The sequence below is a fragment of the Nonomuraea sp. NPDC052116 genome, assembly GCF_040680035.1.
In the GTDB taxonomy this organism is placed as follows: Bacteria; Actinomycetota; Actinomycetes; order Streptosporangiales; family Streptosporangiaceae; genus Nonomuraea; species Nonomuraea angiospora_A.
Map to the genome: position 1 here is coordinate 223,638 of NZ_JBFAWA010000013.1, position 20,147 is coordinate 243,784.

General features: G+C 67.8%; 20 protein-coding genes and 1 pseudogene. 10 read left to right on the plus strand and 11 right to left on the minus strand.

Going from position 1 to position 20,147, the window contains the following annotated elements; genetic code table 11:
• The first annotated feature begins 26 nt into the window (after positions 1-26).
• The 3 genes and pseudogenes from AB0L65_RS25930 to AB0L65_RS25940 all read left to right on the plus strand — a co-directional run.
• A complete protein-coding gene (locus tag AB0L65_RS25930) occupies positions 27-1,241 on the plus strand; it encodes a helix-turn-helix transcriptional regulator (RefSeq protein ID WP_364249691.1) in 1,215 nt (404 codons plus the stop codon).
• A gap of 30 nt (positions 1,242-1,271) precedes the next feature.
• Complete coding sequence (locus AB0L65_RS25935; protein WP_364249694.1) at positions 1,272-1,748, plus strand: NUDIX hydrolase; 477 nt, start codon at positions 1,272-1,274, stop codon at positions 1,746-1,748.
• Positions 1,749-2,230: 482 nt separating this feature from the next.
• A pseudogene (locus tag AB0L65_RS25940) lies at positions 2,231-2,488 on the plus strand (P-loop NTPase fold protein); the annotation flags it as partial.
• 242 nt (positions 2,489-2,730) lie between these two features.
• On the opposite strand, the gene AB0L65_RS25945 reads toward AB0L65_RS25940, so the two are convergent.
• The 6 genes from AB0L65_RS25945 to AB0L65_RS25970 all read right to left on the minus strand — a co-directional run bounded on the left by AB0L65_RS25945 (position 2,731) and on the right by AB0L65_RS25970 (position 9,170).
• On the minus strand, positions 2,731-3,759 hold the full coding sequence (locus AB0L65_RS25945) for a hypothetical protein (protein WP_364249826.1): 1,029 nt from the start codon (positions 3,757-3,759) through the stop codon (positions 2,731-2,733).
• Positions 3,760-4,143: 384 nt separating this feature from the next.
• Positions 4,144-4,797 (minus strand): DUF998 domain-containing protein, encoded by a 654-nt coding sequence (locus AB0L65_RS25950; protein WP_364249697.1) that lies wholly within the window; start codon positions 4,795-4,797, stop codon positions 4,144-4,146.
• Positions 4,798-4,890: 93 nt separating this feature from the next.
• Positions 4,891-6,126: a DUF6596 domain-containing protein gene (locus AB0L65_RS25955; protein ID WP_364249700.1), complete on the minus strand. Its 1,236-nt coding sequence runs from the start codon at positions 6,124-6,126 to the stop codon at positions 4,891-4,893.
• A complete protein-coding gene (locus tag AB0L65_RS25960) occupies positions 6,119-6,451 on the minus strand; it encodes a YciI family protein (protein ID WP_364249821.1) in 333 nt (110 codons plus the stop codon). The genes AB0L65_RS25955 and AB0L65_RS25960 overlap by 8 nt, the downstream gene beginning before the upstream one ends.
• Positions 6,452-6,547: 96 nt before the next feature.
• The gene (locus tag AB0L65_RS25965) at positions 6,548-7,033 is read right to left on the minus strand and encodes a GNAT family N-acetyltransferase (protein WP_364249703.1); all 486 of its coding nucleotides are present in this window, start codon (positions 7,031-7,033) and stop codon (positions 6,548-6,550) included.
• A gap of 676 nt (positions 7,034-7,709) precedes the next feature.
• On the minus strand, positions 7,710-9,170 hold the full coding sequence (locus tag AB0L65_RS25970) for a S1 family peptidase (RefSeq protein WP_364249706.1): 1,461 nt from the start codon (positions 9,168-9,170) through the stop codon (positions 7,710-7,712).
• Between the two features lie 457 nt (positions 9,171-9,627).
• On the opposite strand from AB0L65_RS25970, the gene AB0L65_RS25975 reads away from it, so the two are divergent.
• On the plus strand, positions 9,628-10,020 hold the full coding sequence (locus AB0L65_RS25975; RefSeq protein WP_364249709.1) for a hypothetical protein: 393 nt from the start codon (positions 9,628-9,630) through the stop codon (positions 10,018-10,020).
• A gap of 172 nt (positions 10,021-10,192) precedes the next feature.
• On the opposite strand, the gene AB0L65_RS25980 is transcribed toward AB0L65_RS25975, so the two are convergent.
• Positions 10,193-11,368, minus strand: coding sequence for an MFS transporter (locus tag AB0L65_RS25980; RefSeq protein WP_364249712.1), 1,176 nt, complete (start codon positions 11,366-11,368; stop codon positions 10,193-10,195).
• 887 nt (positions 11,369-12,255) lie between these two features.
• Between AB0L65_RS25980 and AB0L65_RS25985 the strand changes: the two genes are divergently transcribed.
• Both AB0L65_RS25985 and AB0L65_RS25990 read left to right on the plus strand, forming a co-directional pair.
• The gene (locus AB0L65_RS25985; protein ID WP_364249715.1) at positions 12,256-12,810 is read left to right on the plus strand and encodes an SUKH-4 family immunity protein; all 555 of its coding nucleotides are present in this window, start codon (positions 12,256-12,258) and stop codon (positions 12,808-12,810) included.
• 332 nt (positions 12,811-13,142) lie between these two features.
• Positions 13,143-13,268, plus strand: a complete 126-nt coding sequence (locus tag AB0L65_RS25990) for a hypothetical protein (protein ID WP_364249718.1) — start codon at positions 13,143-13,145, stop codon at positions 13,266-13,268.
• A gap of 520 nt (positions 13,269-13,788) precedes the next feature.
• On the opposite strand, the gene AB0L65_RS25995 is transcribed toward AB0L65_RS25990, so the two are convergent.
• The 3 genes from AB0L65_RS25995 to AB0L65_RS26005 form a co-directional block, all read right to left on the minus strand.
• Complete coding sequence (locus AB0L65_RS25995) at positions 13,789-14,130, minus strand: VOC family protein (protein WP_364249721.1); 342 nt, start codon at positions 14,128-14,130, stop codon at positions 13,789-13,791.
• A 193-nt stretch (positions 14,131-14,323) separates the two neighbouring features.
• Positions 14,324-15,535 (minus strand): cytochrome P450, encoded by a 1,212-nt coding sequence (locus tag AB0L65_RS26000; RefSeq protein ID WP_364249724.1) that lies wholly within the window; start codon positions 15,533-15,535, stop codon positions 14,324-14,326.
• Between the two features lie 233 nt (positions 15,536-15,768).
• The gene (locus tag AB0L65_RS26005) at positions 15,769-16,710 is read right to left on the minus strand and encodes an AraC family transcriptional regulator (protein ID WP_364249727.1); all 942 of its coding nucleotides are present in this window, start codon (positions 16,708-16,710) and stop codon (positions 15,769-15,771) included.
• Between the two features lie 74 nt (positions 16,711-16,784).
• Here AB0L65_RS26005 and AB0L65_RS26010 point away from each other — a divergent pair, with 74 nt between their 5' ends.
• Both AB0L65_RS26010 and AB0L65_RS26015 read left to right on the plus strand, forming a co-directional pair.
• Positions 16,785-17,615 (plus strand): NAD(P)H-binding protein, encoded by an 831-nt coding sequence (locus AB0L65_RS26010; RefSeq protein ID WP_364249730.1) that lies wholly within the window; start codon positions 16,785-16,787, stop codon positions 17,613-17,615.
• Between the two features lie 89 nt (positions 17,616-17,704).
• Positions 17,705-18,610, plus strand: a complete 906-nt coding sequence (locus tag AB0L65_RS26015) for an alpha/beta hydrolase (RefSeq protein ID WP_364249733.1) — start codon at positions 17,705-17,707, stop codon at positions 18,608-18,610.
• Between the two features lie 21 nt (positions 18,611-18,631).
• Here the strand turns inward: AB0L65_RS26015 and AB0L65_RS26020 are convergent, their stop codons facing one another.
• Positions 18,632-19,306 carry a TetR family transcriptional regulator gene (locus AB0L65_RS26020; RefSeq protein WP_364249736.1) on the minus strand — a complete coding sequence of 225 codons (675 nt, stop codon included), beginning with the start codon at positions 19,304-19,306 and terminating at the stop codon, positions 18,632-18,634.
• A 103-nt stretch (positions 19,307-19,409) separates the two neighbouring features.
• Here AB0L65_RS26020 and AB0L65_RS26025 point away from each other — a divergent pair, with 103 nt between their 5' ends.
• Together AB0L65_RS26025 and AB0L65_RS26030 are read left to right on the plus strand one after the other, a co-directional pair.
• Positions 19,410-19,613 (plus strand): hypothetical protein, encoded by a 204-nt coding sequence (locus AB0L65_RS26025; protein ID WP_364249739.1) that lies wholly within the window; start codon positions 19,410-19,412, stop codon positions 19,611-19,613.
• 55 nt (positions 19,614-19,668) lie between these two features.
• Entirely contained in the window at positions 19,669-20,058 is a 390-nt protein-coding gene (locus AB0L65_RS26030; protein ID WP_364249742.1) for a VOC family protein, read from the plus strand.
• The last annotated feature ends 89 nt before the right edge of the window (positions 20,059-20,147 follow it).

Genomic DNA, 20,147 nt, shown 5'->3' on the forward strand with positions numbered 1-20,147 from the left:
CCGATGAGGATGAGGACATGCGGGGAATGACCAGCAAGCTGTCCATCGGCCAGCGCGTGGCCTGGTACCGGCGACGGCGAGGGATGGCTCAGGACGTACTGGCCGGGTTGGTAGGGCGCACCACCGATTGGTTGAGCAAGGTCGAGAACGACCGCATCACCCTGGATCGGTTGTCCGTCATCAAGTCCCTGGCCAACGCGCTGGATGTCTCTCTTGGTGATCTACTGGCTGAGCCGCACCTGTTCGAGTGGACTGATGAGAGCGGTGATCAGACCATCCCCGCATTGCGGGCGGCGATTACCGACTATCGGCAGCTTTCGCCGATGGCCGAGCTGATCCAGGCCGTAGAACCGCCGTGTCCGGCCGAGCTGGAGCGGATGCTTGGTGAGGTATGGCGGGCGTACCAGGGAGCCAGGTACAGCTACGTCATACGGACGCTTCCGGGACTCCTGGGCGAAGCGCATCACGCTGTGCGTGCCGGCGGGGGCGACGCCCGCCTGGCATCGCTGGGCGTGCTCGGGCAGGTTTATCACGCTGCCGCCAGCATTCTGACCAAGGTAGGCGAGGCTGATCTGGCGTGGATCGCCGCTGAGCGAGGATTGACCTTTGCCCGGGAGTCCGGAGATCAGCTCGTCACAGCTTCGTTGCTTCGCTCTGTGACGCACGCCTTGCTGTCCAACGGCCGCTACGAGGCGGCCAAGCAACTCACCGAGGACGCCGCCGAGCTTCTGTCTTCTGATCTTCCGCACGCCACGCCTGAACTGCTGTCGGTGTACGGCACCCTGTATCTCGCCGGCTCCATGGCCGCGGCACGGGACGACGATCGGAATACGACGCGGGCCTTCCTCGCAGAGGCCCGGGGTTCTGCTACGCGGCTTGGCAGGGACGCCAACCACGTTTGGACCGCGTTCGGGCCGACGAACGTCCGTATCCACGAGGTGGCGACGGCGATCGAGTTGGGAGACATTCAGGTTGCCGTGGAGCTCGGGCCGCGGCTGGACACCAGAGGGCTGCCGATTGAGCGCCGAGCCCGCCACGGGCTTGCCGTCGCCCACGCGCTGAGCCTGTGGAACCGTACCGACGCCGCCATGGCGGCGTTGCTGGAGGCTGAGACGATCGCGCCCGAGCAGGTGCGTCATCACTACCTCAGTCGCCAGCTCACGATGTCGTGGATCAGACGTCAGAAGGGCAAGCCCAGCTTCCAACTTGCTGCTCTTGCCCGGCGGCTGCACATCGTTTGAGAGCGGCCGCGGTCGCGTAAAGTCGAGGTCGTGAGCGATCAGGGGACCGTGCCGTTCGCCCAGGCGCGCGCCGCCGCAGGCGCGCTGTTCTTTGACGAGGTCGGCCACGTGCTGCTTGTCCGGCCAACGTACAAGTCCTACATGGACATCCCCGGCGGATATGTTGAGCCGGGAGAGACGCCGCATCAGGCGTGCGTTCGTGAGGTTCGCGAGGAGCTGAGCATTCAGCCGGCCATCGGCCGTCTCCTCGTGGTCGACTGGGCTCCTCATCCCCAGGAGGGGGACAAGGTCCTGTTCGTGTTCGACGGCGGCACCCTCGACAGCGAGGTGATCAAGCAGATCAGGTTCGCCGACAACGAGCTGAGCGCGTACGAGTTCCACCGCGTTGATGAGGCGGACGACCTCCTGATCGAGCGCCTTGCTCGTCGCATCAAGGCTGCCGCCACCGCTCGTGCGCGGGGAGCGATGGTTTATCTGGAGCATGGCCGGGTTGTCCCCGCTGGGTAACCCGCCCTGGAAGACCACGATCCGGGAGGAATCGGGGACAGCCCACATGGCGGCCGTTTCGACGACCGTGAAGGGGTGTCGGCGGTACCGTCGTTCGACGGGGGAGGCACATCCCGATCGGCCAGTAGAACCGTCACCGCCGCCCGCGACATGACCCCCGACCGACGGGCAGACGTCCTCGTCCGCTGGCCGCCAGAGGAAGTAACCCCAAACGGTCAGCACCGCGCCGGTCCCATGCCAGCCCGCCGGGGATCCACCCCGAGTCCTGATCATGTGATGGGGCGGAGCCAGCGAGCGCAATGAGCACGGGGATGCGCCAGACGGGACAGACCAGGCTGCAACCCCCTGCTGTCCAGGTATCGGTCAGATTGGCCCCAGCGGGACCGCAACTGTGAGCACGTCGATCAGGGGGCATGATCCGCTCTACGCCGGCTTCGTCAGCCGCCCTGAGCTGGCGCCTTGAAGCCCGTCATAACGGCGTCATGGTTCCTGATCCTGGACAGGGCTCACCGGACGAGCTTTACGTCCTGCCGCACGATCAGCCCTGCGAGGACGTCCCCGATCCGCTGGGATTCGACGGTCTGGCGGCCCAGATCGGCGGGCTGATCGTCGCGTCCAGGGAGTCCACCTCATTCACCATCAGGATTGTCGGCGGATGGGGCAGCGGCAAGAGCACGCTTATGCGGAAGCTGGACGCCCGGTGGGCCGCAGAGCCGGACATCGAAACCATCTGGTTCAACGCCTGCAGCGCCGAAGGCGCCGGCATGCCTTCAGGGCCGGCTGGAGGCCGAACCGGAACCCGCGCCGGCTCTCACCCGGAGACGGCCCCATCCTGCACGGGCTACCAGGGCCAGATGGCGTGGACCGTTGTCCTGATGGGCAGCACATCGATCGCCGGCCATGTCTCGCCGCCGGCGCTTGCCTCCGCAGTCCACGAGGTCCCCGCCGTAGCTCGTGCGTTCGTTGTCGCGTCGCAATGGCATCACCGCTTCTTGCGGCGCCTACGCCGCGTCCGGGTTGCGACGGCGCTGCTGGCGGTCGCTCGATCAGCGGGTGCCCGCTTGCGAAAGGCGAACGTCGGCATGCGTAGCCGGTCGAGCCTCAGGTCGACTCTTCTTCTCAGTGCGGCCGCGATCAAACCGAGTAGCGCCAGAACGATAAGCCAGATCCACGCGGTATGGCGGGCAGACACCGCGGCCGCGATGGTTGGTTCGCGTAGAGCGGTCGCGCGTACGTCGACGGTGACGGCGTGGTCGTCATAGGCGTCGGGTTCACTGACGTCGATAGTGCGTTCCTCGCGACCGCCGGATATGACGACGGGCTCAGAGGCCGGAGTGGTGGATTCAACGGTGAGACGCGGATGACGGAGAACGACTTTTGATTTCTCCGCGGGTAGGAAGAAGACTCGTATCGGCTCGCCGACGCCGGCGCGAGGAGGTCGGGCATTCGTGGCTTCTACTAGGTACAGGCTCTCTTTGGGCGCAGCAATGGTGGTGAGAGCATCCCGGCCTTCCACCACGGGTGGGATCGGTATGCGGTGTGTGACCGTTACGGGGAAGCCCGTGGGCGTATTCGGTTGAGGCAGATTCACTGTGCGCGTGTAGGAGCGAGCGCGGGTATTGCCGAACTGTGCAGGTGTGGGCGCACTTGACCATCCCTGCCTGAGCAAGGTGGTGGCGATGTCGGCCAGTTCTGGAACCTTCGAGGGCAGTTGATAGGTGATTGTTTCCGTGCCGGACCATGTGGTGCAGGCGTCATAGCAATTGAGATAACTGGAGTAGGTGACACCGATGTGGACGTCCTGAACCGCGGGTGGGCGATTCGCCGGTTCATATGCTTTTCCTGCCAGGAAGACTGCGACACCGTTGAGCAGTGTCACGATCATGAAGAGAAGGGCGCGCAGCCAGAACCGATGGCCGGATCTGTGGTAACGGGGATAGTGGCTTGCCTGGTAGGCGTGCTGGTCGCGCCCGACATGATCTCTTGGTGATGGCGGAGAAGGCTGGGTCATACGGCCCTCCATGCCGAGCGGGTGTCGTGGTCTCAGTATGAGACTCGAGGGGAACTCACCGCTTGCATTTCGCTTTCACCGACTGTCGGCTGCCACCAACGATTCGATGGAAATGGAATCGCGGCGACGGATTTGGCCGCTGCGTTCCTCAGCGGGTTCGATGTGGTTGTCCTTTTCTCGATCATGTGATGGGTGGCAGGCCATCATTGACGCTGTGCCGTCGGGTGGCGTTGCCGGGGCGGGCCGAGACGTCAGGTGGGCGGCCACGTCCCGCACCGTCCAGTCGAGCGCACAGCTAGGCAGCCCAGGAGGGCAGCGAAACTCAGCCGTTCCGCCGCCGTCCTGGTGAGTCGTGTCGTCCTGTCACGCGCCGGATGTCGTCGATCAGCGTTTTCCGAGCCGAACGGACAGGGCGGCGAGCCAGGCGGAGATGAGTACGGCGCCGGCGGCGAAGCGAAGGCTGGCGCTGTCCTCGCCCCACGGCGGCACCGTGAGGACGAACGTGGCCAGGCTGCTGACGACGCTGTAGGCCATCCAGCCACGGCTCGCGAACCGCCGCGCGAAGACGAGTCCGGCCACGATCAGCGACAGGAACGCCGTCGCCCCGAAGACCGTGTGCAAGATACTGCCGGTGCTGAGGCGCTCCGGCAGCCCGGCGGGGGCGCCGGCCGGCCAGCCCAGTGCGGGATCGGGCGCGAAGACCCCGCCACCGACCATCGCCACGCCGTACGCGCCGATCAGGATCGGCCCGATGACCGGCGCGGCCGCTCCCGCCACACCGGGACGGGCGGCCCGCAGTACGCCGAGCGCGAAGGCGCACGCCAGCAGGCCCGTGAGCGCGAAATTCGCGGTCTGCAGCCAGCCCAGGTCGCCGAGCGTGAGAGCGCTCAGCGCGTGCCGCCGCAGGTCGAATCCGGTCCGGGTGAAGGCCTGCGTGAACGACACGACGGGGAACAGGATCCCGGCGACCGCGCCGCAGCCCAGCAGCAGCGCGGTCCCTGTCGCAGGAGAGGTCGTGGGCTTGGTAATGGTGCTCATCGTGGATCCTTTCGCGGTCGGTGGTCATCGCTTCGTCGCACGGCATGACCACGAACGGGATGCGGCCGGATGGACAGCCGCCCGCGAAATTCCTCAGGACTCCTCGACGGCGGCCAGGCGACGCCGGAGATGGACGCGCTCCGGCTCGCTCCCGGCCGCTTCCAGCGCCGCGCGATAGGCCGCGGCGGCCTCGGGACGGCGGCCGAGCCGGTGCAGCAGGTCGGCGCGCGCCACGAGGTACGGGTGGTAGCCGCGCAGCCGCGGCTCTCCGGCCAGCTCGTCCAGCAGAGCCAGGCCCGCCTCCGGCCCGTCGCGCACGGCCACGGCCGCCGCCCGGTTCAGCGCGACCACCGGGGACGGGTCGAGTGCGAGCAGCACGTCGTACAGGGCCACGACCTGCGGCCAGTCGGTCGTGGCCAGGTCCGCCGCCTCGTCGTGGAGGGCGGCGATCGCGGCCTGCACGCCGTACACGCCGGGCGGGCCGCCGCTCAGCGCGGTCACCACCAGCGCCGAGCCCTCCTCGATCAGGTCCCGGTCCCAGCGGCCGCGGTCCTGCTCGTCCAGCAGCACCGGCTCACCGTCGGGGCCGGTACGGGCATCGCGGCGCGCGTGGACCAGCAGCGTCAACGCCAGCAGCCCGGCGACCTCCCGCTCGGCGGGCAGCAGCCGGCGCAGGATGCGCGCCAGCCGGATCGCCTCCTCGGCCAGGTCCAGGCGCTGCAGGTCGGGGCCGGAGCTGGCGGCGTACCCCTCGGTGAAGATCGAGTAGATCACCTGCAGCACCCCGGGCAGTCGCTCCGGCAGCTCGTCCGCGCCGGGCACGCGGAACGGGATGCGGGCCTCGCGGATCTTCTTCTTCGCCCGGACGATCCGCTTGGCCATCGTCTGCACCGGCACCAGGTACGCCCGCGCCACCTCCGGCGTGGTCAGCCCTGCCAGGCAGCGCAACGTCAGCGCCCCGCGGTCCTCGGCGGGCAGCGCGGGGTGGGCGCAGGTGAAGAACAGCTGCAGCCGCTCGTCCGGCAGCTCGCCGCCGTCCGCGTCGGCCGACGGGGCGTGCGCCGCCCGCTCCGCCTCCACCTGCAGGATGGCCAGCCGCGCGGCGAAGGCCTGGTCACGCCTGAGCCGGTCGACCGCCTTGCGCCGCGCCGTCGTCATCAGCCACGCGCCCGGCTTCGGCGGCACACCCTCGACCGGCCAGTGCTTCAACGCCGCCTCGATGGCGTCCGAGGTCACCTCCTCGGCGAGGTCGAGGTCGCCGAAGCGGCGCACGAGCGCGGCCAGCAGCCTGCCGCGCTCCTCCCGGAATACCGCCTCGACCTCATTCATTGAAGTCGGCGACCGGGCGCACGACCACCGACCCGCCGCCACGCGCACCCGGGCAACGGGCGGCCCAGTCGAGCGCCACGTCGAGGTCCGGTACGTCGATCACATAGAACCCGCCCAGAACCTCCCGCGTCTCGGCATATGGCCCGTCGATCACGGTCCGCACCCCGTCCCGGTCCACGCGCACGGTCGTGGCGGTCACCAGATCGGCCAGCGACTCGCCGGACACCCAGATCCCCGCCTCGTGTACGGCCTTGTCATAGGCCATCCAGTCCTCGAAGGTGCACTGCTCGTCCTGGTCGGTGGTGGCGGCGTTGATCAGCATCATGTACTTCACGGTGTCCCCTTCATGGGTGAGTTCGGCGTACGGCAGGCTCGCCGTACACCATCACCACGAACGGCTCTCCGCCAAATGGACAACTTCTCACAGAGAAGTTGCGGGCTCCAGAGAGCGGGTCAGCCGCACTCCTTCTTCGAGATACCCCAGCGCGGCGTAGAACCGCCGGGCGGTCGTGTTCGCCGCCCCCGTCTCCAGGGTCAGGTGACGCAGGCCCTGCTGCCGGGCCCAGTCCTCGGCGGCGGCCATCAACCGCCGGCCCACTCCCGTACGCACGGCTCGCGGATGGACGGCCAACTCGCCGACGTAGGCGTCCATCGCTCCGGTGAAGTGCTGCTGCCGCTGGACGGACACCACGCCGACGACCTGTGAGTCCCCACCGTACACGGCGACGAACACCGCCCCCCGCTGGGCCTCGGCCGCGGCGAGGGACCCGGTGAGCCACTGCCGCGCCGCCCGTGTGGCGCCCTCGGGATCACGCCACGCCGCCACACCTTCGGCGAGCCGGGGAGCCAGCGCAAGGACGCCTTCAAGATCTTCATGGCATGCGGGCCGAATCCGGACCTCGTTCATGAACGGCAGCATGTCAGGCGGAAGTCCCCCGAAAAAAGCCCTGCCGGGGCGATTCCCACCGCCTGTCCCAGGTTTTCGTGACTCCGGAAGTAGATGGCTGGACGCGGAGCCTGCTCCCCGCCGTTGGGGTCCCCAATGATCAAAGCTCATCAGGGTTCGCGAGCAGCTGATCCAATGATCATGACATCGTTCTCTCCATTTTCAGGAAGGCAACCATCGGGGACTGTGACGCCTGTGGGGGGGTGAGACCTCCAAGATGCGCCCCCGCCGCTGAGCGCGATTCGGTCCCCTTCGACGTAGACGCCAGATCCTGGGACCTTCACCCCGCGTTTGCCGTCAACGATTACGGGCTCGGTGTCCTGTGGCCAGACGGGCACAGCCTCTGTGTCGTCACTGAAGGCGATCCTCAGGCATTTGCTCTTTTTGTCGAATTTCAGGGCTGGGTGAGCTGCCGCTTTATGTGTGACCCGGTAGGTGTGCGAAAAAATGATAGGATCCTGCCCGTGTATGGTCACCTCATCTGGTCTTGCGGCGCACGAGACGGCGGTAATTAAGGTGGCCGAGAACACGTAGATGCTGATATGGCGCCGCAGTTTAAGTCACTCCTCCGGGATCCGCATGCCGGGCTGAGGTCGAAGCCTCGCGCCCGGCGCGAAAACGACCCTTCTTGTGTCAGTTACCTCGTCCAGATCTGCCAGTTGGATCCCATGCCTCCAGCGTCATTGAGCCTGTCGGCCGCTACGGCATATGAGGCGGTGTCGCAGACCGTGCAGTCCGTCCCGCCTGAGTGTATGCCCCATGCTCGATTGCCGTAATACCACGGCCCGCCGCTGTCCCCACCGTCGGACATATCATCAGTTTCGATGTTCCCACGATATGTCTTGCCGTCGCCGTAGTCGACGGTGACGTTGACATCAGTGATGTCATCACACGTAGCACCGCTTGTCCGCCCGAATTTGCAGACCGGTTGGCCGATTACAGGCGAAGTACCGACATCGTCTGCGTAGCGAGGGAGGTTCCAGTCGTAGTAGAACGTGCGGGTCCTGGTCATGTCGCCGCTCTCGTACCGGGCGATGTCGTAGTCTGTTGCGCGGAAGAACCGCGAGATGGTGGTTGTCTCCGTGTCGTAGCTCGGGTGGTTTTTGTACGTGTAGTACGTGACCTTGTCAGCACAGTGGCGGGCGGTTGCGCTGGCCGTGGCTCCTGTCGACACGTTCTGGATATTGAACCCGTTGGTGCAGAGGAAGCTGGCGTTCAAGAGGCCGCCGCCCCGGAGGTATTTGTCCTCCTTACGGATGCCGGGCCCAGTATCGATCTTCAGGGCGACATCGATGTTGGGGTTGCTCGGCTTGCCGATTTCGGAGGCGATCGAGGCGCGCAGGGAGTCGCTGTCGCTTCTCATCGTCTCCGGTCGAGGCTTGAGGGCGAAAGAGACCTGGCCGGTCTCGGCATTGTATTTGCCAACCCACATGGCGATGTCGCTGCGGCCTCGCAGGCGCGCTGCGGCGGCGTCGAGGGTAGCTTGCAGTTCGAGTTCGGTGAACCCTCTGTCGCTGAAGAGGTTGACCTCGACGGGGAGTGAGCGGGCAAGTGCAACCGCGTCGTCGGGGACGGCTCCCTTGAAGCCGATCCTGACGCCTCGCCCCTCGTTGGTGATCGCCAGACCGGCCAGGTCGTTCGGGAATCGCTGCTTGAGTTGCTGCGCGACAGCATTGACGGCAGGCGTCCAACTGTAGCGCTCGATGGCTTCAGCGAAGGTGATGCCTTTGCCCTTGGCGAGACGCTGCAGGTCTATGAGTTCTGCGTACGGGATTCCGTCGATCTTGATGTCAGGGTCGGGAACTGGCCCGTCCGGCTGAGGTGCCTGGAGGGCGGCCCGCTTATTGACCGCATCGCCGGCGTAGCGCTTGAGCGCTTCCTCAATGCTGATGCCTTTCACTTCCGCGTCATGCTGAATGCTTTGCAGCGTGGAGCGTGCCGGATGCGGCTGGGAGTCCGCCGACAGGGTGAAAGCGAGCCTGCCCTTCGCGGTTGGTTCAGGATCCTGCTTCTGGTCCGCCGCATTGGCCGTTCCCGTTAAGACTCCGACTAACGCCGCGAGAGAGGCGACGACGATGACCCTGCTCGAACCCCTCACAGACTCTCCTTTTCTCTTCGGATGGAGAAACTGAACCCAGCCGACTCCGTGCTTCGTCCGATGCTCTGGAGATTCGACTGATCGATGATGGCCAGGTGAACATAACTGCCCTGGTCCGGATAGGTCAAGATTCTTTTCTGTAAACGGACAAGTGCGCTCCGCGTGGATTTCATAACAATTTGCGAGGCCACCGCCGCTGAGACTCCACTCAAGGCCATTCGCCGCGGCTCGCCCGCAATGCCGTGCCGCCGGCACGGATGAGACGTGGGGCGCGAACTGCTCGGTGGACGGCTCGCGCCCGTCGCTACTCAGATCGCATCAGCGATGTGTGTCCAGATGTGGCCATGTCATGGACCAGGTGGGCCGGCAACGAGAGGGATAGCTCTGGGTGTCTCGTCGTGGTAGGCGGGAACATCGCGGGCTACAGTCACGGCGAGGCCCGGCAAAGGAGACTCGCATGGCTATCACCGCGTTCAAGTTCTTCAAGAACTTATCCGACGTCCCGGTCATGCTCTGGAATCACGAGAACAAGCCGCACAAGTATGAAAACATCCTGCCCGGTGAGTCGCGAGCGATAGACGAATGGGTGCCGCACTGCCACAGCAAGGACAGATTCGACGAGGACCACTTCATCGAGGTCCGGCTGATACGTCAGGGTGGCGAGGACACTATCCTCACGATCTGGCAGCGGGATACCGGCGGCGACGATCGCGTGCGATTCGCAAAGAGCTCGGAACAGCCTCGGTGGGAGGATCCCGGCACCGCTGTGCCGGGATCGTCCGAGGTAGGCGGCAACAGGGTTCTCTTCCTCATGCAGGATGAGACGCTCCTCGTGGAGTTGTCCGGCTAGTATCCCGATGACACTTCGCGATCTGGAGGGATCGGGGCCACATGGCGACGGCCACTGCGGATCATTCGGAGTTTGTGAAGACAAGATCGTGCGGTGGCCGCGGGCCACGGCGTAGATCTCCTGGCCGCCAGGACCCGCGCCTGCGCGCGGCTCTGGAAGAGCGTCGAGCGCGCTACCTGCCGGCCATCGTCGGACGGGCACTGGCCACCATGAGGAGGGCGGTCAGCCCGCCGCAGACCATCGCCGTCGAGACCGAGAAGGCGTCCACGATCTGGCCGCCGGCGAGCGCCCCGAGGGCGAATGTCGCCTGGAAAGAGGAGGTGAAGACGACCGTCGCGGCCTCCGGCGTCCCAGAGGCGGCGTTCATGAACCAGGTCTGAGAGCAGACTGGGACGCCTCCGTAGGCCAGTCCCCACAGGACCACCAGCGTGATGGCCCCGACGGTCGAGGTGCCGGCCACGGGCAGCAGCAGCGTGGCCAGGGCGATCAGACCGCCGCAGACCAGGAAGGTGGCTCGGGGGGCGGTCGCGACCGCCTTGCTCGCCAGGAAGTTCCCGACCGTCCCGGCGATGCCGTACGCCAGGAGGGTGGCGCTGATGGCGGCCGGGTCCAGGTGGGTGACGTTCTGGAGGAAGGGGGTGACGTAGGTGTAGGTGCCGAAGTGCGCCAGGACGATGAGGAACGTGGCCAGCAGGGCGATCCTGGTGCCCCGTTCGCGCAGGAGGCCGAGCAGGACGCGGCCGCTGGTGACCTCGTCAGCGGGGAGCGGCGGCAGCAGCATCAGCAGGGCGATCAGTACGAGGACCGACAGGGCGGCCAGGACGAGGAAGGCGGTTCGCCAGCCGGCGAGGTGGCCGATGAAGGTGCCGGCCGGCACGCCGAGCACCGAGCCCAGGGGGACGGCGGAGAAGATCAGCGCGGTGGCGGTGCCGACCGAGCGCGGCGGCACGAGGCGGGCGGACAGCCCGGCCCCGATCGACCAGAAACCGCCGATGGTGAGGCCGACCAGCACCCTGGAGACCAGCATGATCCAGTACGAGGTCGCCACCGCCGCCAGGACGTCGGCGACCGCGAGCACCGCCATGAGCGCGCACAGCATCACCCGGCGGTCCAGGCGGGCGGTGGCCAGCGTGACGGCGGGCGCGGCGACGGCGGCGACGATGCCGGGCAGGGTCATGGTCAGTCCGGTGATGCCATCGGAGATGCCGAAATCGGCGCCGATGTCGGTCAGCAGGCCGATGGGCAGGATCTCGCTGGTGACGATGGCGAAGATGCCCAGCGTGAGTGAGGTGACCGCCAGCCAGCTGATGAGCGGTGGGCGTGGCCGGGCGTGGATGATCGTGGACATGGTTCCGTTCGGGTTAGGGCCGTGGGGTTGGGGAACCAGCCAAGCAGCGGTGGGGGAGCGGATACCGGCAGGTTTCAGACCACACCATGCCGTGACGACATCAGCGCCAAGTGCCGAAGGCGTCGACGTCACCTTGGGTCGGCGGCCTTGTCCCGCAGGTCACAGTGAGATGATCCTTTCTGCCGCGTGTGGCACGTTGACCGCCTCTTCCAGCATGTTGCGCAGCCCGGAGAGCGAGGGCTCGACGGCGCAAGCGTGCGCGGGCCCTCGCTGGCCCCGGTTCGTGCCGCGCCCGCCTGAGCCGAGCTACCGCACCATGTGGACAATCAGACTCCCTCGCCCTCTCCCGTTCCGGGCCGATGCGTGCATACCCGCAGGAATCGAATGGCCGCTCCGTCTATTGCGCCAGCTCGTGCCCCGTCGCGGGGCGCGCGTGCGCTGCTGATATCACGGCGGCGACTGGCATCGCGTCTGCGCCATCGCGATCCGGCTCGTCAGACGGGCCCAGCGCGAAGCAGTGACTGCCGGCGACATCGCCGATTCCGGTTACGAGGTGGCCGGGGCGGATGGCGTCCACGGCTGGGGAACTGGATGCGCTGGACCTCCTGGACTGCCCGGAGGACGGCATCCAGCCGGCCGTCTTCGCCGGCGATCACAGACCGTCGTTACCATCTGTCGTTAGACGCACGTGTGCTGAGATGTGAGCCAGCGCAAGCCGCACTCGAGCGACTGGGCACGGGCGCTGACAGACCCAATCCGCTCAACTCCCGGAGCGGCGCTTCGCCACTGCTCATGATCGGTAAGCCGGCTCATCTGCGAGATGATCAGGATTCGCGGCCAGACGTCCATACCTGGTCACCGATCAATTCTAAGGAGTCGTTTCCCCGATGCTTGACCGCGAAAGACTCGTGTCCACGTTCGATGTGCTGGGGCTGGAGGTGACCACATCGCCGCCCAGTACGCTCGCCGGGCGCGTGACGGACGAAACGGCCAGGCGGGTGATCACCGCGATCGGGATCCCCGAGCGGATCGGTGGTTGCCTCACCTTCACCGATTTCAGTGACGGTCCGACGCTCATCTCCGACGAGGTGCAGGATCCGAATTCAAGCCTGCGGCGGGAGGTTGGAGACTTCATCTTCTTGGGCAGCGGCGCCGGAATCCTTGTCCTGAACGGACAGAGCGGAGAGGTGGCGAGCTGGAACGATGGCACGCTCCGCACGATAAGTTCAGCGCTCGACAAGTTCGTCGAGTTCATGGTCCTCATCCAGGAGAAGCTGAACATCGCGGAGGAAGAGTCCTGGCCGACCGGGGGAGCAGAGACCCGGCAGGCGTCGAACGACCTCATGCGCCGGTTTCGTGAAATCGACAGCGAGGTCATGAAACCGGCCCGAGCATTCTGGCGGAGCGTAGTGATGGGGTCGTTCCGATCCATGGGTTTCTGAGAGGCGTTGCGCAAGCCGAGCGCGAGAAACGCCGCCTCACCTCTCAGTCGGCCGGCTCCTTCCGCGCGCCGACCCGCGCTACCGGGGCCATGGACTGGCAGGGCCGAGAAATCCGGCTGCGGCAAGGTCAGCCCCATGGATGCGTACCGATGTCCCCCAGCGCCGGCCATCAGCCCGTTTTCGGCCTGTCCAAAGAAGTTGCGCCAGCGTGCACTTCGACATAGACCGGCGAGCCGCGCTGTTGCAAGGGTGGATCTCGAAAGGCCAGACGCCCAAACGGCGGAACAACGGGCCGGGCGATGCAATCTGACAAGCAGGCCCGCCGTCGCTTCATGAGTTACGGCACCATGACGTCGATCACCAAGACGATGGCCGTCTTCGGCACGAGCGCCGCCCTGGCCAGTGGTCTCCTGACGCGGTCAGCCGGACCGCGCAAGGGGCGCGTCAGGTTCGAATAACGCGCCACGTCCGGGTGTAGCTCCGGAGGTCGGTCAGTGGGGACGACGTCGCCGGCCGGTGGGATCGTGCTCGGCGGTGATGCGGGCAGAGCTGGCCAGGAAGCGGAGGGGGACCTTCTGCAGGCGGCCGGGGTACGGAGGCCAGGCGACCGGCGCCGGTCACCCCCGAGCAGATGATCGCCAGGGTCGGGCGAGCGTCGACGCCACTGCTGTCTCGGAGTTCGACGACGTCCATGCGATGACGCAGGAGCGGATCTCCCAGTTGCTGATCGAGCAGCCGCTGGTCGCCGACGTGCGGGCCGCGCTGTTCCGGGCGCTGTCCACGGTCCAGGGGTCTCGGCCGAGCAGGACGCGATCGACGCGGCGGGGCGTCACGGGACCGCGTCCGTCTACACGCGAGCCTTGGGCACTCCTCTGCGGTCATAGCCTCCAACCCCTGCAGCCGTACCGGGACCAGTGCCGGTGCCGCGTGGGTCGCTCGCACCCGCGCGATCGCCATCGATGTCCTCAGAGGGTGGCGTCAGCCCGGGCCGCCGCCGAAGCTGATCTCATTGCCGTCCGTGTCCCGGTAGGTCACCTTGGTCGTGCCACCGTCGTACCTCTCGCGCTTCGCGGGCTCGATGCCTCGCCGCGCGATCTCGGCAACCCGTCCGTCGAGGTCGTCGACGAACGACAACACCAGCGCGTTCCCTGCCCGTTGCGGATCTTGCACGATGTAGACGTACCGGTGCTCGGCCACCTCCCACACCGCCTCGATGTCGTTCGGCAGGAATGACGGCGGCCCACCGAAGAACTGCTCGTACCACGGCAGCGCCGCGGCATAGTCGGTGACGGGTACGCCTGCGAACAGATCCAGTGTCATGTGGTCATCCCTACGTCGTCGATGGGTCGCCGGTAATGACCTCGGCAGTGTCGGAAACTCATCGTCGCGATGATCTGACTCAAAGCCGCCCGGTTCCCCGCCCGCGGTGCGACGGCAGGGACACCCATTCCACATCGAACACGAAGAGGCGGATCGGGCCCTGGAGAGTGCGGTGAGGCCGGCGTGGCTCCATCTAGCGGAGGAGCACCGGCAGCGTCGTGGGCCCCTCGGTGATGAGTGACGAGGTGTACGGGATCTCGCCGGGCTCGACCGCCAACCGGAGATCGGGGAACCGGCCGAACAACGACGCCAGCGCGATACGTGCCTCGAGCCTGGCCAGCGGCGCCCCCAGGCAGAAGTGCGGACCGCGGCCGAATGCGAGGTGCGCGTCCGGCTCCCGTACCGCGTCGAACCGCTGCGCCTCCCCGCCGAATCTGGCCCTGTCCGTCCCGGTGCTGGAGATGCCGACCATGATGGGCTGGCCCGCCTCGACTGTCACCCCGCCGAGCCGCACGTCCCGCAGCGGATACCGGAACATGACGCTGATCACCGAGTTCCTGCTGCGCAGCGCCTCCTCCACCACCTGCTCCCAGGCGTTCTTCGCACGCGCGAAGACCAACTGCTCCGGGTCTGAGCACAGCGCGACGACCGTGTTGGCCAGCAGGTGAACCGTGGTCTCGTGACCGGCGATGAGCACCAGCCACAGGATCCACATCATCTCGCTGTCGGACAGGCGGTCGCCGTCGTCCGCCTGCGCACGTATCAGCCCCGTGGTGAGATCGTCGCCCGAGTCGTCGCGCTTGCGCTCGATGAAGGCGGCCAGATACCCGAGCAACCCGGCGTTGGCGGCGAGCATCTCCTCCGGCGAGGTGGTGTGCTGCAGCAGAGTGTGGCTCCAGTCGCGGATCTGCTGCTGCTCGCCCCGCGGCACCCCGAACAGCTCGCAGATCACCATGACCGGCAGCGGCTCGGTGAACAAGCGCACGAGGTCCACCGCGCCGCTCCGGCCGGCCATCCGGTCCAGCAGTTCGTCGGTGATCCGCTGGATGCGCGGGGCCAGTCCCTGTACGCGGGCGGGGGTGAAGGCCCGGTTGATGAGTCCCCGCAGCCTCCGGTGGTCCGCGCCGTCCTGGGTCAGCAGGTGCTCTCCCTGGATGAGCTGGCGCAGCGGCCAGTCGGCCGGGATGGTGCCGTCGTTCAGCGCCGTGAAGTTCGCCGGGTTCTTGCTGAACAGCGTGTCGTCGTTCGTCAGGACCTCGTTGACCAGTTCGTACGAGGTCACGAGCCAGGCGGGCACCTGGCCCGGCAGTTCGACGCGTAAGATCGGCCCGCCCTGGTCGAGGTAACGGCGGAAGGTCGCGGACGTCCGTTCCGACGGCACGGGGATCTGGAGAGGAGTAGCCATGGAATTCCCCACTTTGGGATGAAGGTCCCCCTCACTTTCCGCGTTGGGTTCGGCAGGGCCAAGTCGTGAACGTTGTCACTGTGTAGCCCTCAACCTCTGCCGCTTCCGCCATTGCGGAACGTGAAGGTCTGCTCGGAAGGCCGTGGCGGACCTGCCCAGGGGCCGCGTCGCTGCCCCGGCCTTCCTCCCGAGCGCCCCGCGCTTCCCTGGCCTGCCGACCCCGCGCTGGGCGGTTATCTCGGGGAACGGGCCAGGTCGCTGGGCGGCATGCCGCGGACCCGTTTGAAGGCGTTGCTGAAGGCGAAGCCGTCGGCGTACCCGACCCTCCTGGCCACGGCGGCGACAGTCGCGCCGGGTGTGCGAAGGAGGTCGGCGGCGATGGTCATCCGCCACTCCGTGAGATAGAGCAGGGGCGGCTGCCCGACCAGGTCGGCGAAGCGCCGCGCGAACACCGCCCGCGACATCCCCACCGCCGCGCCCAGGCCCGCGACCGTCCACGGGTGGGCCGGGCGTTCGTGCATCAGGCGCAGCGCCCGCCCGATCCGCGGGTCGGCCAGGGCCCGGTAGCCGGGCGGGGCCTCGACGTCGGGCCGCGCGAACCACGACCGCAGGGCCCGTACCAGCAGCAGGTCCAGGAGCCGGTCGAGCACGACCTGCTGGCCCGGCTCCTCCCGCCCGATCTCGACCGCCAGCAGGTCCAGCAGCGGCGTGAACTCGGGCTCCGGCGGGATGACGGCCACCTCGGGCAGGGCCTTGAGCAGGCGCTCGGACACGTCGCCACGCAGCGGATACTCGGCGGTGACGAACAGGTCGGAGCCTTCGGCGCTGAACCCGTACGTGCGCGGCCCCAGCACGAGGTTGGGCGCGGCTCTCGCGGGGCCGTCGGCCGTCGTCCAGCACGTCTTCGCGTCGTCGACCACCACCTGGGGCTCCGTCCCCGGGCGGTCGGCCACGGTGAACGGCCGCAGGCCGCGGACCAGGACGACGCCGCGCTCCCGGACCCGGACGGGAGCCGCGCCGTCGCGCACGATCCAGGACTCGCCCCGCAGCATCGCGCCCAGCGCCAGCGGGGCGGGATCGTTGAACCGCACCGCCCACGGCGGCTCGGCGACCGACTGGCAGAAGATCGCGCCGTCCGCACGTACACCCGCGAGATAGTCCTCCAAGAGGTCCATGATGAGACGATCTCACATGTGTGCGAGATAGATGGCCATGGAGTGTCTCGCTCGGCACCCGATGTACTGGCCTCATGTCCGATTCACCTGTTCTCGTACTTGGCGCCCGGGGTAAGACCGGCCGCCGCGTCGTCGCCCGGCTCGACCACCTCGGCCGTCCCTTCCGCGCGGCCTCCCGCTCCGGCGGTGCCAGATTCGACTTCGCCGACCGTGACACCTGGGGGCCGGCCCTGGACGGCGCGGGAGCGGTCTACCTCATTCCGATGAGCGAAGCCGTGCCGGCCGCCACCGTGGAAGAGTTCCTCGCGGCCGTGGCCCGGGTCGGCGTCCACCGGGTGGTGCTGCTGTCGGCGCGCGGTGCGGGCGGCGCGGCGGACCCGTACCAGGAGTCGGTCGAGCTGGCCCTGCGCGCGACGGGCCTGGAGTGGACGATCCTGCGCGCGGCCTGGTTCGCGCAGAACTTCGGCGAGGACCTGTTCCTGGAGCCGATCCTGTCCGGGGAACTGGCGCTGCCGGCCGGGGAGGGCCGGGAGGCGTTCGTCGATGCCGAGGACATCGCCGACGTCGCGACCGCCGCGCTCGTCCAGGACGGCCACGCGGGCGAGATCTACGAACTGTCCGGCCCCGAACCGGTGTCGTTCCGCACCGCGGTCGAGATGATCTCCGAGGCCACCGGGCGGCCCGTCCAATACACGGCGCTGGAGACCTCCCGGTTCACCGCCGCGCTGACGGCTCAGGGAGTGCCCCCGGAGGCGGCCGACCTGGCGGCCGAGCTCCTGGGCCGGATCCGCGACGGCGCCGGTGAGCACATCGGCGACGGTGTACGGCGAGCGCTCGGACGCGACCCGCGGTCCTTCGCCGACTACGTCAAGGCGGCCGCCGCCGCGGGAACCTGGGGCAACTGAGCCGAGGCCCGGAGTGCCTCAGCAACACAAGACGAGACGTTCCGTCTCTTGGTATCGTCGCTCGGAACCCAACCCATGAGGAGCGAGTCATGGCCCGAGCGACCGACCCGCAGACCGGCGGACTTCGCCACGCTGAGACCTTCGTCGAGGTCGCGGACGGTTATCGGCTCTGGGTGGAGACGACCGGCGATCCGGAGCGTCCCGCCCTGTTGCTGGTGATGGGAGCCAACGCGAGCGGGCTGACCTGGCCCGACGCGTTGGTCGAGCTGCTGTCCCGCGACCACTTCGTCGTCCGCTACGACCACCGCGACACCGGACGCTCCACCCATGCCTTCCACGAGCGTCCCTACCCGATCCGGGCGCTGGCCGGCGACCCGATCGCGGTCCTCGACGCGCTGCGGATCACATGTGCTCACGTGGTCGGGATGTCGATGGGCGGCACCCTGGTCCAGCTGCTCCTCCTCGACCAGGCGGACCGGCTGATGAGCGCCACGATCTTCGGCTCCGCGCTGATCGGCGGGGCGGCCCCCGACCCCGGCATCTCCGACGACGACCTGCCCGGACCCGACCCCGGGCTGCTCGCTCTGTGGGCGGAGCTCGGACAAGAGCGCGACCCGGAGGCGGAGCTGCGCTGGCGCGTCGAGCACTGGAAAGTCCTCAACGGCGACGTCCTGCCCTTCGACGCCGAGGAGTTCGCCGACCTCGAACGCCGGATCGCCACCCACGGCGGCACCTGGCGTAACTCCGCCGCCCATGCCCTGGCCGACCAGTCGGGCATGGAGCGCGGGGCCGAACTCGCGAACGTCTCGGTGCCCACCCTGGTGATCGACGCGCCGGAGGATCCCGTCACCCCGCCGCCGCACGCCGCCCGGCTGGCGCGCGCCATCCCCGGCGCCACGCTCGTCACAGTGCCCGGTCTCGGCCACGCGCTGCCCCGCGCGGTCGTGCCGTCCCTCGCGGCGACGATCATCACCCACACCGGTGGGCGGCCCTGACGTTCACCGGCGTCGGCGGGTTCAGGTGGCGAAGTCGGCCAGAGCGGGCTCCAGCAGATCGAACGCCTGGGTGGCTTCGGCGCCGATGGTGCGGGCGATCTCGTCGTTGGAGCGTCCGGCCAGGGTGAGGTCCTGGATGCGTTGGAACAGTATGCGGTGAACGGTGCCCAGGAGCCCTGCGGCGGTCCGGACGGTGATGTCGTCGGGGGTGGTGCCGGTGGCCTCGGCGAGGGCTTGGGTGAGGCGGTGTTCGCGCTGGTCGTGCAGGCCTCGCAGGCAGATGGTCAGGGTGGGGCTGTCGGCGATCATGCGGGCGAAGGCCGCGCCGGAGAAGCCGGCGACCGGGTCCTGGGCGGCGATGGCGTCCTGCGAGGCGCGGCGCAGCGCGGTCAGGGCGGATTGCCCGGGCTGCCGGGTGGCGACGGCCTGGGCCAGGGCGGCGGCGAACTCCTCCTGGTGGTCCAGGGCCAGGTCTTCCTTGCGGGCGAAGTAGTTGGTGACGGTCTTCTTGGCGACGCGGGCGGCGGCGGCGATCTCGGCGATGGTGGTCTGTTCGAAGCCTTGGGCGATGAACAGCCGGGTGGCGTGGTCGGAGATGAGCTGCCGGGTCTCCTGCTTCTTGGCCTCCCGCAGGCCGATGGGCGACTCGAGCGGGGTGGGCTCGCCGGCGGTCTGAGCCGGAGTCTGGGTAGCCATGGGGAAATATTACCCCCGTAGCATTTTTATGTTGACACCTCTGAGCCGTCTGGGCTAAATTTACGCCCGTCGTAAGTTTGCGACCATTCGAAGGAGGGTGCCCATGCGTCACCTCGACCCCGCCGCCGAGCAGGCCATCCCCGCGATCGACCGCACCGATCTGCTGACCGGGCAGCTGGGCCACCACCGGCCGGAGCAGCCCCTCAAGCGCGGTGACGACCTCCGCCATCTGCCCTCCGACCGTGCTGTCCGCGGGCGACGCGAGCCCCGTGTCGCCCGCAACATCCCCCGCCGCCGCGGCTACTGACCCGCGTCGGCACCTCACACCTCCGTCCCGGCCCCGACCCGACAGGGAGACCTTCTTGCAGATCATCGCGTCCACCGTCTCGCTCACGATCGACGACATCGCCGCCTCCCAGGCGTTCTTCACCACTCACCTGGGCTACACCGTTCAGGCCGCCGCCGACGGCTTCGTCTCCCTCACCCGTACCGATGCGGTGGACGTCGTCCTGCTCGCCCGCGGCACCCAGGTCCTGCCGCCTGAGCAGCGCGATCAGCACGCGGCGGGCCTGATCCTGGCGTTCACCCTCGCCACCGGCCTGCGGGACCAGGAGAAGCTGCTGCGTGACGCCGGGGTCGAGATCACGATGCCGCTGCGTGAAGAGCCCTGGGGCGAACGCCTGTTCCAGGTCACCGACCCCAACGGCGTGATCATCCAGTTCGTCGAATGGGCCACGCCCGACAACGCCTGAGGACGCCGTCGCCAGGCGGCGCGCCTCTGCTCGCCCGGCCCGGGCCGCGTCGCGCGGGGCGGCCACGAGGGTCGGCTGGCCATGGGCGG